This window comes from Peribacillus sp. NPDC096540, from assembly GCF_050278525.1.
In the GTDB taxonomy this organism is placed as follows: domain Bacteria; phylum Bacillota; class Bacilli; order Bacillales; family DSM-1321; genus Peribacillus.
The window spans coordinates 1-13160 of record NZ_JBNNTG010000066.1 but is presented as its reverse complement, the minus strand read 5'-3'; the positions used below and the strand labels follow the sequence as shown (position 1 = coordinate 13160).

Here is a 13160-nt window from a genome sequence, read left to right as displayed (position 1 = left end):
CCCATTCCGAACACGGCAGTTAAGCTCTTCAGCGCCGATGGTAGTTGGGGGTTTCCCCCTGTGAGAGTAGGACGCCGCCAAGCCATTTTGAAAAGGTCAGCCATTCCGGCTGGTCTTTTTCGTATATCAGATTTTCCATAAGTTATTTCCTAATGGAAGGTAATTAAAATAGTCAGGGGTTGAACCTTTCAGACCTAATCCATTCAAATATTAAAAATGGTACCTTAGATTGGCTTATTTTAAGAAATTGCACTATACAGGGGTAATCATCATTAGGCATAGTTTTCATCAGCTCTGCCCACCATTCTGTTTCATAACGAGCTATTATACTTAGGTTATAAGAGATTAAATAATGAATCAAAAGTTCAGGTAATAAAAAAGCCGACGAACTTTTATTGAGGGATAGCATAAATTGTTCCTCTACAAAGTTATACCGTATAGGAGAAGGAGCATTATAAACAAGAACTTTATCTGTTTGTATTAGCAGTTTTCCAGGAGATTCTGTAAGATGATATATTTGATTTATTTTAGATGTCAAAAACTCCTCGAAACGGCTACTTGTCATTTGGTAGCTATTCAATATGGTAGAAGGCAATTGAAAACCATCAGAAGAAGGTAACAGAGGTATAAAGTTTTTACGGGAAATAGTCCATGCCAGGCTTTGCATATCTGGAATTTCCTTTAATAACGTACCCATAGAAAATTTTTCACCTTCCATATGTTTCATATTAAATAATTTTTCAGCAATACAGGTGAAAAGTCCATTCTTTTGCGTTTTTACCTCATCTTTTAAAAAGTCGTATTGTTTCTTTTTTAACTTTCTTGTAGTTACCCCATGAGCAAGCAACGAAGTGGACTCCGGGTAGTTGGGATCAACTGTAAGTAGACAGGCCTTTAATAGTTGGGTAAATCCATAAAAGGATAAAATTGGTTGGATAGAAAGTGGTGCTATAGCAGCCTGGTTATAATAGGTTTTGGCATGTTCAAGATGGTATATAAAAGGATAACAGTTTTCGTAACTTTTTATTTCTGCATCTTCTATTTTTTCATGTGTGTAACATTTTTGTAAAAAAAGTTGTGATGAAGATGCAGAAAAAAAAGGCGTATATTTATCGAAATTATCATTGTTTTCAGGCATTGCAGCCTCTCCTTCGAATTGATAGAATAATCTAACATTTATTTCTCTTCTTGACAGTAGTATGTCCTATTGATAACCTACAAATAATATTTTTAAGCAGGAGGGGAAAATTATGTGGGAAAATAAATTTGCAAAAGAGGGTTTAACCTTTGATGATGTCCTATTAATTCCAGCGAAATCAGAGGTTTTACCGAAAGATGTTAACCTTCAAGTCAGCTTAGCCGAGAATTTAAAGCTCAACCTTCCTATCATCAGTGCAGGAATGGATACCGTAACAGAAGCAGAGATGGCAATCGCTATGGCTCGTCAAGGTGGGTTAGGTATTATTCATAAGAATATGTCGATTGAAGCACAAGCTGAATTAGTTGATAAAGTAAAACGTTCAGAAAGCGGTGTTATTACAGATCCATTTTTCTTAACACCAGATCATCAAGTATTTGATGCAGAGCATTTAATGGGCAAATACCGTATTTCGGGTGTACCAGTTGTTAATAATGAACAGGATCAAAAACTTGTTGGTATTATTACGAACCGTGATTTGCGATTTATTTCCGATTTTTCCTTGAAGATTTCTAGTGTTATGACAATAGAGAATCTGGTTACAGCTCCAGTTGGAACTAACTTGGAACAAGCTGAGAAAATTCTTCAAAAGTATAAAATTGAAAAACTCCCTCTTGTAGACGATAACGGTATATTAAAAGGGCTTATTACAATCAAGGATATCGAGAAAGTCATTGAGTTCCCTAATTCTGCAAAAGATAAGCAAGGTAGATTACTCGCAGGTGCTGCTGTCGGTGTGACTAAAGATACAATGAAGCGTGTAGAAATGCTTGTTAGGTCTCAAGTAGATGCAATTGTACTTGATACTGCTCATGGTCATTCAGCAGGCGTCCTTGATGCAGTAAAGGAGATTCGAGGGAAATATCCTGAACTTACTATCATCGCTGGTAACGTGGCCACTGCGGAAGGAACGAAAGCACTGATTGAAGCAGGAGCTGATGTTGTTAAAGTGGGAATTGGACCGGGATCAATTTGTACAACAAGAGTTGTAGCTGGTGTAGGCGTTCCTCAAATTACGGCCGTTTTCGATTGTGCAACAGAAGCAAGGAAATATGGAAAAACAATTATCGCTGATGGCGGAATTAAATACTCGGGTGATATCGTTAAAGCTCTAGCTGCAGGTGGACACGCAGTCATGCTTGGAAGTATGCTTGCTGGTGTAACTGAAAGCCCGGGAGAAACAGAAATATTCCAAGGACGCCGTTTTAAAGTGTACCGGGGAATGGGTTCTGTTGCAGCAATGGAAAAAGGTTCTAAGGATCGTTACTTCCAGGAAGATAATAAGAAATTTGTTCCAGAGGGCATAGAAGGACGCCTTCCATATAAAGGACCTCTTTCAGATACTATTTTCCAACTTATCGGCGGTATTCGTTCAGGAATGGGATATTGCGGTACAGCTTCATTAGAAGATTTGAGAGAAAACTCTCAATTTATTAAAATGACCGGTGCAGGGTTAAGGGAAAGTCATCCACATGATGTTCAAATTACTAAAGAAGCGCCGAACTATTCATTGTAATAAATTTAACTTATAATTGTCATTAAAATTTAAAGTGAAAATAGACAGAGTCTCCGATGACTCTGTCTATTTTTTTTATTTTTTCTGTGATAAACTAGACAAGGTGTTAAAGGAAATAGATAGAGTTTCTTCTTTAGTTATAGAGATAAGCTTAAATGTTGGAGGTATTGGAAATTGAAAAAAATCAGCAAGATTACCCTCATTTTCACTTTTATTTTTGTTCTTGTTATGTCGCAATTTGCCTATCAACCGGGGGAAGCTGAAGCTGAATCTGATAATTTAGGTTTAAAAGCAGAGGCAGCCATCATTATTGATGGTAAAACAGGACAAATCGTGTATGAAAAAAATGCCGATAAAGTATTAGGGATTGCATCCATGTCAAAAATGATGACAGAATACATCATAATGGAGTCAATTGAAAATGGGAAAATCACTTGGGATCAAAAGGTTAAAATAAATAAGTATGTACATGATCTTTCAAAAGCACCGAATTTGTCGAATATTGGTTTAACAGAAGGTGAAGAGTATACAGTTAAGGAACTATATCAAGCGATGGCTGTCTATTCAGGAAATGCAGCGACAGTAGCCTTAGCTCAGCTAGTTTCTGGTAGCGAAAAGAATTTTGTGAAATTGATGAACGAAAGAGCAACGAAGCTAGGTCTGAAAAACCATAAATTCGTCAACGCCAGCGGCTTGAATAACTCTAATTTGTTAGGGCAGTATCCTACTGGTAAAAAAGATGAAGAAAATGTCATGACAGCAACTGATACTGCACTTCTTGCTTATCGCCTTATTAATGATTATCCGGAAGTATTAAAGTATGCCAGCATTTCTAAATTGAAGTTCCGTGATGGGAAAGAATATGCAAACTTCAACTGGATGTTACCTGGTCTGATTTTTGAATATAAAGGTGTAGACGGTCTGAAAACAGGTTCTACTGACTTTGCCGGTTATGGTCATACTGGGACAGTTATCCAAAATGGTCAACGTTATATTACAGTGGTTATGAAGTCTACTTCTAAAAATGAACGCTTCGCGGATAGTACTAAATTGATGGATTATGCGTATCAAACGTTTGAAAAAGAAAAAATTCTTCCGGCCAATTACCAAGTAAAAGGGAAAGAAACCCTTTCGGTAGTTAAAGGTAAAGAAAAAAATGTTAAAATCCAATCTAAAAAAGCGATTGAAATGCTTGTTGAGAATGGTGAGAAAGAAAACTATAAAACAGAATTAGTGATTGATAAAAACAAATTAAACAAAGACGGTAAGTTGACAGCACCAATCAAAAAAGGTGAAAAGGTTGGCTACATCACTGTTACCCCTAAAAATGGTAAAGATTACGGGTATATTAACGGAGATTCAGCGAAAGTTGACGTCGTAGCTGCTGAATCTGTCGAAAAAGCAAACTGGTTTGTGTTATCAATGCGAGCAGTTGGTGGATTCTTTGGTGATGTATGGAGCAGTGTATCTTCTACTGTAAAAGGCTGGTTTTAAGTTTCGTGTATAAAACGGTTGCGCAATGTATAAAATTATAGTACATTATGGAAAACAATTTGATTTTGAGAAAGCTATGACAGGATATAGTAACAAGTATTTCTTTCTAAAGAGAGCCGGTGGCTGGTGGAAATCGGTGTGAGAGTTTTGTGAATCCCTCCTGGAGCAGAGTATGGAACACCTATTTGGGTCAGTAAATACTTTCGGTTAAAAGCCGTTATCGTGATAAGTGGAAGGTGTTTTTTATATGCCTTCAACTAGGGTGGCAACGCGGGTTAACTCTCGTCCCTTCTTCAGGGGACGGGAGTTTTTTGCGTTCTCTGATAAATATCAAATTATTAATGAGGAGGAACTGTAAATGTTGGATTTGAAATATGTACGAAATAATTTTGAAGAAGTGAAACGTGTACTGCAATTTAGGGGAGAAGATTTAACGGATTTAGGTAAATTTGAGGAGTTAGATGTGAAGCGCAGATCTTTAATTGCTGATACAGAAAAACTGAAAAGTAAACGGAATGAAGTTTCACAACAAGTGGCTGTGTTGAAACGGGAGAAAAAAGATGCAGACCAGTTGATTGCAGAAATGCGTGAGGTTGGTGATCAAATCAAAGGATTTGATGATGAACTTCGTGAAGTAGAATCCCAGTTAGGAACGTTACTGCTTTCTATCCCTAATATTCCACATGAAAGTGTACCAGTGGGTGAAACAGAAGATGATAATGTTGAAATCCGTAAATGGGGCGAATTGCCGGAATTTAAGTTTGAACCGAAACCACATTGGGATGTGGCTGGAGATTTAGGAATCCTTGATTTTGAACGGGCAGCAAAAGTGACCGGAAGCCGATTTGTTTTTTATAGAGGTCTCGGTGCTCGTTTAGAGCGTGCATTAATTAGTTTTATGCTGGACCTTCATGTTGAAGAACACGGATATGAAGAAATGCTGCCTCCATATATGGTGAACCGTGCAAGCATGACAGGCACAGGTCAGTTGCCTAAATTCGAGGAGGATGCTTTCCGTATTGAGAGTGAAGATTATTTCTTGATTCCTACTGCTGAAGTGCCTGTGACAAATTTCCACCGTGATGAAATCCTAAGCATGGATGATTTGCCGATAAGCTATGCGGCATACAGTGCATCTTTCCGTTCTGAAGCAGGTTCTGCTGGTCGTGATACTCGTGGGTTAATTCGCCAGCACCAGTTTAATAAAGTGGAATTAGTGAAGTTTGTAAAGCCAGAAGATTCTTATGCAGAATTGGAAAACCTTACGGGACATGCTGAAAAGGTTCTTCAATTGCTAGGTCTTCCTTATCGAGTATTAAGCATGTGTACAGGCGATCTTGGTTTCACTGCTGCGAAAAAGTATGATATCGAGGTCTGGATCCCGAGCTATGGAACGTATCGCGAAATTTCTTCTTGTAGTAACTTCGAAGAATTCCAGGCTAGACGGGCTAATATCCGTTTCCGCCGTGATGTTAAAGGGAAACCAGAACATATTCATACACTAAATGGGTCAGGGTTGGCAATCGGCCGGACAGTTGCCGCTCTATTGGAAAATTATCAACAGGAAGATGGCAGTGTTGTTATCCCTGAAGTATTACGACCTTATATGCGCGGTGTGGAAGTCATTAAACCATAATGTTTCAAAAGTAAAAAAGGAACAATTTCTCCTAACAGAGAAATTGTTCCCTTTTTTATTTGGTTAATAATTATTTTGAAAAAATGTTCTAAGAGAGCTTGACTTTGATTTGGATTCAATGTATTATAATAAATGTTGATACGGAGGTATACCCAAGTTCGGCTGAAGGGATCGGTCTTGAAAACCGACAGGGGAGTCAAATCCCGCGGGGGTTCGAATCCCTCTACCTCCTCCATAACTTATTAATAACCACAGCGCATAAATTGGATATCGTTGAATTCCGTTACAGAAATGTAACGGAATTTTTGTTTTCTAATATAATAAAAACCACCGGGATTCCCGGTGGTTTTAACTTTTTATATTTTTCGTAATAATCTGGTTTGCTCCATATATTCAGCGATCCGTTCTATAAGAGATTCAATGCTAGTCTCATCTTGAATAAGGTCATATTCATTTATATTTAATCGAAGGACCGGACAGGCATTAAATTGATCAATCCATTCTTCGTAACGGCCGTGCATTTCCTTCCAATACTCAATAGGAGTGTGCTGTTCCATTGGCCGCCCCCGTTCTTGGATCCGGTCGAGGATATCATCTAGTGATCCCTCGAGATAGATAAGCAAGTCAGGATGAGGGAAGTAGGGTGTCATTACCATCGCGTTGAATAGGCTAGTGTATGTCTCGTAGTCTACTTCATTCATTGTCCCTTTTTCATAATGCATCTTTGCAAAAATTCCTGTGTCTTCATAGATGGAACGATCTTGGATAAAACCGCCTCCATATTCAAAGATTTTTTTCTGCTCTTTAAACCGTTCAGCGAGGAAGTAGATTTGCAGGTGGAAACTCCAACGATCAAAATCATCGTAAAATTTATCCAGGTAGGGGTTCGTATCAACCTTTTCAAAAGATGTCCTAAATTGTAGGGCATTTGCTAATGCATTGGTCATTGTCGATTTGCCTACACCAACCGTCCCTGCTATCGTAATGACGGCGTTGCTTGGAATATTATACTTCTTTCGTAAGTTCATGTGGCTGTACTCCTTTTTGCAGGGCATTCTCTATTTGGGTGATTATCGTGTTTAAGTCATTCTTATTCCCAACGAAGTCTAATTCATCTCCATTAAATGTAAGAACAGGTATGTCAGGGTGCTGTTTCTCAAACGTCTCCATAAATGTTTGATAATCCGAAGATAACTGCTCCAAATAATTGGAGCTGATATTTTTTTCGAATTCACGGCCTCTTTTGCCGATTCGGGATAGAAGAGTATCCAGACTTGCGTTTAAATAAATAACCATATTTGGTTTCGGCATATCTCGAGTTAAGATATTGAATATTTCAAGGTATTTATTGTATTGTCCATTTTTTAACGTACGTTCAGCAAATATTAAGTTCTTGAATATATGGTAATCAGCCACCACGGCTTGGTCATTAGTAAGGAAATTCGTTTCAATATCTTCTAATTGTTTGTAACGGTTACATAGAAAAAACATTTCTGTTTGAAAGCTCCACTCATCGATATTGTTATAAAATTTCCCGAGAAATGGATTCTCATCAACAATTTCCTTTAATAGTGAAATTTGAAAATGGTCAGCGATAACTTTTGCTAGTGATGTTTTCCCTACACCGATTGGACCTTCGACAGTGATAAATGGGGTGGTTTTCATCCATTCTGTCCTCCTTCAATGAGGTATCGGACCGAAACTCCCAGTTTATTAGGTTTTTCAGCCAAGAGATATTGTATCACAGACTTGAAGCATAAGTGATATTTTTGTCCGGTGTTAATGAAGGAGAATAAATGAGGTGACATGCGAGGGAAGAAGAATGTCAGTCCCTAGTTGGTCGGAGTCTTTCAATCTAAATGTCTCCGCTTTTTTGTGTGGAAGCTTTGAGAACATGATTCATCATCGTTAACGCATAATGGTTATCTTCTTTTGATGCAGAAGCGATGCAATCTTCAGGGATCCATAATTGATACTCTCGCATATAGGCATCATTAGCCGTGAATAACACACAGATGTTACCAGCGATCCCGGTAAGAATTAAGGTTTCCACCTTCAGTTGTTTAAGTAGTGTATTGAGGGCAGTTCCATAAAAAGCTGAATGCTTCGGTTTGATGAGAAAGAACTCGTCTTTTTGTGGTTTGATTTTTTCAATTAGCTGGGCATTTCCTGTATTTTTACAGGTGTCGATAATCTTATCAAAGTCAGCCTGCCATAAATCATAATGGTCATTGATATAAATGATAGGGAAACCCTTTTCTTTCATGTGCTTTTTCAACTTCAGAATTGGCTCGATGATAAGCTTCGTATGTTCAAGGAGCATGTCACCGTGATTGAAATTAAAATCATTGATTATATCAATGATGAGCAAAGCGAAGGAAGGGGAAATAGATTTATTCATGTTATATCCTCCTTATATTGTGTGAATTTACTTGCAGACGGTAGGTTGCATGCGTTACTATTCATTAGAATAAGTAGTATGACCTTTATTTTGTCTTATATTTGTCTGTTTACTCCTACTTAATATGAGGGGGTTTTTTTATGAAAGATGATGCCTATTACATGAAATTGGCTTTGAAGGAAGCTGAAAAGGCGCAGATGTTGAATGAAGTGCCGATTGGAGCTTTAATTGTGATAGATGATCAAATAGTTTCAAGGGGGCATAACCTGCGAGAAACAGAGCAGAATGCCACTGCCCACGCGGAGCTACTTGCGATTAATGAGGCTTGTGGTTCACTTGGTAGTTGGCGCCTTGAGGAGGCGACGCTTTATGTAACGTTGGAACCTTGCCCTATGTGCGCTGGGGCTATTCTGCAATCGAGGGTGAAACGGGTCGTTTTTGGCGCCCATGATCCAAAAGCAGGCTGTGCAGGGACATTTATGGATTTACTTCAAGACGAACGCTTCAACCATCAATGTGAGGTTACAAGCGGCGTGTTACGGGACGAGTGCGGAGGGATACTGACAGCCTTTTTTAAAGAGCTTAGGAATCGAAAGAAAACCTTGAAAAAGGAGAAAGCACTTAAAAATATGGAAGAAAATAAATAAACTTGTCTGAACACTTGATGTGCGTGCCTTTTCCTTTTCTAAAGATTAGGGGAAATAGACTGTTCAATGAACAAGGCTTGCGTTTTTTTTGTTACCTTAGTATAATGAATTATGCGTCGATATGACGCTATGAATATTGGTATTACATTTGCCGTGCTAGACGGGGAGGTAGCGGTGCCCTGTACTCGCAATCCGCTCTAGCGAGGTTGAATTCCTTCTCGAGGTTAGCGTACTGTAGGGTCTGCCTTAAGTAAGTGGTGTTGACGTCCGGGTCCTGCGCAATGGGTCTCCATGAACCATGTCAGGTCCGGAAGGAAGCAGCATTAAGTGGAAGTACTCATGTGCCGCAGGGTTGCCTGGGCTGAGCTAACTGCTTAAGTAACGCTTATGGTTGCTAATCGACAGAAGGTGCACGGCAGTTATTTTACATAATCAAAAAACTCATTCGTATCGGGTGAGTTTTTTTGCACGTTAAGAAGTTAAATTAGTTGGATATTTTGAAAAGAAATAGATAATCAGTGAGTTTTCTTTATACTGACTTTGAAAATAAGGAAATCAGTAATGTATAATAAACAAGATGGAGAAAATAAGGAGGGATTTCCGTGGGGTACCAAGCATTATACCGGGTATGGCGGCCACAACAATTTATTGATGTAGTTGGGCAGGAACATGTAACAAAAACGTTACAGAATGCCCTAATCGGGCAAAAGGTTTCGCATGCCTATTTATTCTCCGGTCCACGTGGGACAGGGAAAACGAGCGCTGCCAAAATTCTTGCAAAAGCAGTGAATTGTGAGCATGCCCCGATAAGTGAACCCTGTAACGAATGTGCTACCTGCCGCGGAATCACTGATGGCTCCATATCAGATGTTATTGAAATTGATGCAGCATCCAATAATGGTGTCGAAGAAATCCGTGACATTCGTGATAAGGTCAAATATGCACCGAATGCGGCTACATATAAAGTTTATATTATTGATGAGGTACATATGCTTTCGCAAGGGGCCTTTAATGCGTTACTAAAAACATTGGAAGAACCGCCAAAGCACGTTATTTTTATATTAGCAACGACTGAACCTCATAAAATTCCGCTAACGATTATTTCGCGTTGTCAGCGATTTGATTTCAAAAGAATTCAGCCGCAGGATATTGTTGGGCGAATGGCTCAAATCATTGCTGAAACAGGGGTTTCATGTGATGAACAGGCCTTGCATATTATTGCGAGAGCAGCTGAAGGCGGGATGCGTGATGCGCTAAGCTTGCTTGATCAGGCAATTTCTTTCAGTTCGGAGACGGTATCTGTAGAAGATGCATTGACTGTCACTGGTTCTGTTTCGCAGGCATTCTTAAGTCGGTTGGCAAAAGCAATTTATGATAAAGAAGTAGCAGTGGCACTTGAAGTACTTGATGAATTGTTGGCTATGGGGAAAGACCCAGCTCGGTTCATTGAAGACATGATTTATTATTTCCGTGATATGTTGTTGTATCAAACAGCACCAGCTCTCGCTGAATCCTTCGATCGTGTGTTAATCGATCCTCAATTTAAAGAGTTATCAGAAGTTATTTCTTCTGAATCGATTTATTCCATTATTGAAAGTTTCAATCAAACACAGCAGGATATGAAATGGACGAATCATCCAAGGATTTTCCTAGAAGTGGCTCTTGTGAAATTATGTAATGAGCAAAGACCAAATCAAATGGACAATGGGCAGATTCAACAATTGCTTCAGAAAATAGAGGGTTTGGAAATTAAATTACAGGAAATACAGAGAAGTGGCATCTCAGCAGCTGTGGCAGAAAAGCCTGCAGAACAGGCGAAATCACAGCGTGTTATTAAAAAGGGTTATAAAGCACCAGCAGGCAAGATTAATCAAGTTTTAAAACAAGCTACGAAACCAGATTTGAATGTTGTGAAAAGCAAGTGGGGCGAAGTACTTGAACAATTAGGTCTGCAAAACCAAAAGTCATTAGCAGCTTTATTAACGGAAGCAGAACCTGTTGCTGCGTCAACTGAAGCTTTTGTGGTAAAATTCAAATATGACATCCATTGTCAAATGGCGATGGAAAATAACCGTTTCGTGGAAGTGATTGCCTCAATCATGCAACAATTAACCGGTCGCCGTATGGAAATAGCTGGAGTACCAGAAAGCCAATGGCAAGGGTTGCGGGAGGACTTTATTTCAACACAGCAGTTCGAAGGTACAGAAGAAACGGAATCAAAAGAAGAAGACCCCTTTATAGCAGAGGCTAGAAAATTAGTCGGCGATGATTTACTTGAAATTAAAGAATAATTGGAGGTAGGGAAAATGGGTATGCGCGGTGGTAATATGCAAAACATGATGAAACAAATGCAGAAGATGCAAAAGAAGATGGCAGAGGCACAAGAAGAGTTAGGTGAAAAAAAGATTGAAGGTACTGCAGGCGGTGGAATGGTAACAGTTATCGTGACAGGCCATAAAGAAATAGTTGATGTAATCATTAAGCCAGAAGTTGTTGATCCGGATGATATCGATATGCTTCAGGATTTAGTACTAGCTGCTACCAATGATGCTCTGAAAAAAGCAGAAGAACTGACAAACCAAACGATGGGGCAATTCACTAAAGGAATGAACCTTCCAGGTATGTTTTAAGCAAGTTTAAAAGAAACTTCCTTTCAGGAGGTTTCTTTTGAAATTTTTAGGAGGAATTTGATGCATTATCCAGAACCGATTTCTAAGCTTATTGACAGCTTTATGAAATTGCCGGGGATTGGGCCGAAAACGGCTGCACGATTAGCCTTTCATGTGTTAAGCATGAAGGAAGATACTGTTTTGGATTTTGCAAAAGCACTGGTAAATGCGAAACGGAATCTTACGTATTGTTCAGTCTGTGGTCATATCACGGATCAGGATCCCTGTTATATCTGCGAGGATCAAAAGAGAGATAGAAGTTTAATCTGCGTGGTACAGGACCCAAAAGATGTAATAGCGATGGAAAAAATGAGAGAGTTCAATGGTTTATACCATGTACTACATGGCAGTATTTCTCCAATGGACGGAATCGGTCCGGAAGATATAAATATTCCCGATTTATTAAAGCGCCTGCAGGACGAAACAGTGCAGGAGGTCATTTTGGCTACTAATCCTAATATCGAAGGAGAAGCAACTGCCATGTATATTTCGCGGCTTCTCAGACCATCAGGGATTAAGGTGACAAGAATTGCCCATGGACTTCCTGTTGGTGGAGATCTGGAGTATGCGGATGAAGTGACGCTATCAAAAGCAATAGAAGGAAGAAGAGAAATATAAGGTAGCTGGGAGGACTTCACTTGTTCTTTCGTAAAAAAAAGCGGCTTCGAAATGAATTCAATGAGGCATTAATTGAAGAGCTTGAACATTTGAAACAGAATTGGCATAATCAAAAATCTTTACTTGAAAAAAGTGTAGACCCATCTGAGGAAGTAATTGCCCAAACAAGACTAGCGGAAGTAAAATATTTTTACTTATTTAGAGAAGTGAAAAGAAGAAACGTTCGCATTCAACGATGATAACAGAGTGGTTATAAAGGAATCCCCTTTATAACCACTTTTTATTGGGCTGAGTTCTTAAACCAGGGCTCCCGTCATATAAGTGTAGTACAAGCTTACGGGGAGGAATGAGTTGTGGAACCAGTTGTTTTTGTTGCCGTAGTTGGAGGCTTGATCTTACTGCTCCTCATTATCGGTGCACCTATTAAACCTATTCGGTTTTTAGGGCAGGGGGTAATAAAGATTATTATTGGTGCGGTCTTTTTATTTTTTTTGAATACGCTAGGGAATCAAGCGGGTATTCATGTACCCATTAATCTCGCCACTTCAGCAGTCGCTGGTCTGCTAGGAATACCGGGAGTCGCGGCGTTGGCCGCCATTGGTTATTGGGTTATTTAGGGCGAATCAGAATGAATAGTAAAGTAATAAAAGCCTCAAGGATATTGTCTTGAGGCTTTTATCTATATATAAGTTGGAAGTGTAATAATGTTTTTTGTGAAATCTTGATTTAACTATTGACGTTCACTAAACAAACTGATAATATATTAGGAGTCGCCAACAACGATAACCATAACATTCAATTGAAAAAACAATATGAAATAAATGTTGACATAAGATTAAATGAATGGTAAGATAATAAAGTCGCTTACGAGATAAACGACGACGAAATTGCTCTTTGAAAACTGAACAAAACAAAGCGCCAACGTAAATTTTTAAAGTGAGCACACACTATTAAAAAAGCAAAATGAGCAAGTCAAACATT

Annotated in this window: 13 protein-coding genes, 1 tRNA gene, 1 rRNA gene, 1 other RNA gene and 1 other annotated feature; of the genes, 12 read left to right on the top strand and 4 right to left on the bottom strand. The window is 38.9% G+C overall.

What is annotated here, in order from left to right:
• Positions 1-83: ribosomal RNA gene (rrf, locus tag ACQKMR_RS27275) — 5S ribosomal RNA — on the top strand; the annotation flags it as partial.
• 89 nt (positions 84-172) lie between these two features.
• On the opposite strand, the gene ACQKMR_RS27270 is transcribed toward rrf, so the two are convergent.
• Entirely contained in the window at positions 173-1138 is a 966-nt protein-coding gene (locus ACQKMR_RS27270) for a YaaC family protein (RefSeq protein ID WP_427700073.1), read from the bottom strand.
• Positions 1139-1250: 112 nt separating this feature from the next.
• On the opposite strand from ACQKMR_RS27270, the gene guaB reads away from it, so the two are divergent.
• From guaB to ACQKMR_RS27250, 4 genes are all read left to right on the top strand, one after another.
• Positions 1251-2714: an inosine 5'-monophosphate dehydrogenase gene (guaB, locus tag ACQKMR_RS27265; RefSeq protein ID WP_427700072.1), complete on the top strand. Its 1464-nt coding sequence runs from the start codon at positions 1251-1253 to the stop codon at positions 2712-2714.
• A 174-nt stretch (positions 2715-2888) separates the two neighbouring features.
• On the top strand, positions 2889-4208 hold the full coding sequence (locus ACQKMR_RS27260; RefSeq protein ID WP_427700071.1) for a D-alanyl-D-alanine carboxypeptidase family protein: 1320 nt from the start codon (positions 2889-2891) through the stop codon (positions 4206-4208).
• 67 nt (positions 4209-4275) lie between these two features.
• Positions 4276-4501 (top strand) — a binding site (T-box leader).
• 65 nt (positions 4502-4566) lie between these two features.
• A complete protein-coding gene (gene serS / locus ACQKMR_RS27255) occupies positions 4567-5844 on the top strand; it encodes a serine--tRNA ligase (protein ID WP_427700070.1) in 1278 nt (425 codons plus the stop codon).
• Between the two features lie 142 nt (positions 5845-5986).
• Positions 5987-6079: transfer RNA gene (locus tag ACQKMR_RS27250), tRNA-Ser, on the top strand.
• A gap of 121 nt (positions 6080-6200) precedes the next feature.
• On the opposite strand, the gene ACQKMR_RS27245 is transcribed toward ACQKMR_RS27250, so the two are convergent.
• The 3 genes from ACQKMR_RS27245 to ACQKMR_RS27235 all read right to left on the bottom strand — a co-directional run bounded on the left by ACQKMR_RS27245 (position 6201) and on the right by ACQKMR_RS27235 (position 8245).
• A complete protein-coding gene (locus ACQKMR_RS27245) occupies positions 6201-6872 on the bottom strand; it encodes a deoxynucleoside kinase (RefSeq protein ID WP_427700069.1) in 672 nt (223 codons plus the stop codon).
• Entirely contained in the window at positions 6850-7509 is a 660-nt protein-coding gene (locus ACQKMR_RS27240; protein WP_427700068.1) for a deoxynucleoside kinase, read from the bottom strand. Before ACQKMR_RS27240 ends, ACQKMR_RS27245 begins: the two co-directional genes overlap by 23 nt.
• 190 nt (positions 7510-7699) lie before the next feature.
• Positions 7700-8245, bottom strand: coding sequence for an isochorismatase family cysteine hydrolase (locus ACQKMR_RS27235; protein ID WP_427700067.1), 546 nt, complete (start codon positions 8243-8245; stop codon positions 7700-7702).
• A gap of 140 nt (positions 8246-8385) precedes the next feature.
• Between ACQKMR_RS27235 and tadA the strand changes: the two genes are divergently transcribed.
• The 7 genes from tadA (at position 8386) to ACQKMR_RS27200 (ending at position 12796) form a co-directional block, all read left to right on the top strand.
• Positions 8386-8892, top strand: coding sequence for a tRNA adenosine(34) deaminase TadA (tadA, locus tag ACQKMR_RS27230; protein ID WP_427700066.1), 507 nt, complete (start codon positions 8386-8388; stop codon positions 8890-8892).
• A 151-nt stretch (positions 8893-9043) separates the two neighbouring features.
• Positions 9044-9308: signal recognition particle sRNA large type (gene ffs, locus ACQKMR_RS27225), an RNA gene on the top strand.
• Positions 9309-9494: 186 nt separating this feature from the next.
• Complete coding sequence (gene dnaX / locus ACQKMR_RS27220; RefSeq protein ID WP_427700065.1) at positions 9495-11183, top strand: DNA polymerase III subunit gamma/tau; 1689 nt, start codon at positions 9495-9497, stop codon at positions 11181-11183.
• A 21-nt stretch (positions 11184-11204) separates the two neighbouring features.
• The gene (locus ACQKMR_RS27215; protein ID WP_053348895.1) at positions 11205-11522 is read left to right on the top strand and encodes a YbaB/EbfC family nucleoid-associated protein; all 318 of its coding nucleotides are present in this window, start codon (positions 11205-11207) and stop codon (positions 11520-11522) included.
• 60 nt (positions 11523-11582) lie between these two features.
• On the top strand, positions 11583-12179 hold the full coding sequence (recR, locus tag ACQKMR_RS27210) for a recombination mediator RecR (protein WP_427700064.1): 597 nt from the start codon (positions 11583-11585) through the stop codon (positions 12177-12179).
• Between the two features lie 20 nt (positions 12180-12199).
• The gene (locus ACQKMR_RS27205; protein ID WP_427700063.1) at positions 12200-12418 is read left to right on the top strand and encodes a YaaL family protein; all 219 of its coding nucleotides are present in this window, start codon (positions 12200-12202) and stop codon (positions 12416-12418) included.
• A gap of 114 nt (positions 12419-12532) precedes the next feature.
• The gene (locus tag ACQKMR_RS27200) at positions 12533-12796 is read left to right on the top strand and encodes a pro-sigmaK processing inhibitor BofA family protein (protein WP_427700062.1); all 264 of its coding nucleotides are present in this window, start codon (positions 12533-12535) and stop codon (positions 12794-12796) included.
• Positions 12797-13160 lie beyond the last annotated feature (364 nt).

Bases quoted from the DNA above. Each gene is read 5' to 3' on its own strand.
- ACQKMR_RS27235 (WP_427700067.1), bottom strand. From the start codon at position 8,245: ATGAATAAATCTATTTCCCCTTCCTTCGCTTTGCTCATCATTGATATA.
- ACQKMR_RS27245 (WP_427700069.1), bottom strand. From the start codon at position 6,872: ATGAACTTACGAAAGAAGTATAATATTCCAAGCAACGCCGTCATTACG.
- ACQKMR_RS27215 (WP_053348895.1), top strand. From the start codon at position 11,205: ATGCGCGGTGGTAATATGCAAAACATGATGAAACAAATGCAGAAGATG.
- serS (WP_427700070.1), top strand. From the start codon at position 4,567: ATGTTGGATTTGAAATATGTACGAAATAATTTTGAAGAAGTGAAACGT.
- recR (WP_427700064.1), top strand. From the start codon at position 11,583: ATGCATTATCCAGAACCGATTTCTAAGCTTATTGACAGCTTTATGAAA.
- ACQKMR_RS27240 (WP_427700068.1), bottom strand. From the start codon at position 7,509: ATGAAAACCACCCCATTTATCACTGTCGAAGGTCCAATCGGTGTAGGG.
- guaB (WP_427700072.1), top strand. From the start codon at position 1,251: ATGTGGGAAAATAAATTTGCAAAAGAGGGTTTAACCTTTGATGATGTC.
- tadA (WP_427700066.1), top strand. From the start codon at position 8,386: ATGAAAGATGATGCCTATTACATGAAATTGGCTTTGAAGGAAGCTGAA.
- ACQKMR_RS27270 (WP_427700073.1), bottom strand. From the start codon at position 1,138: ATGCCTGAAAACAATGATAATTTCGATAAATATACGCCTTTTTTTTCT.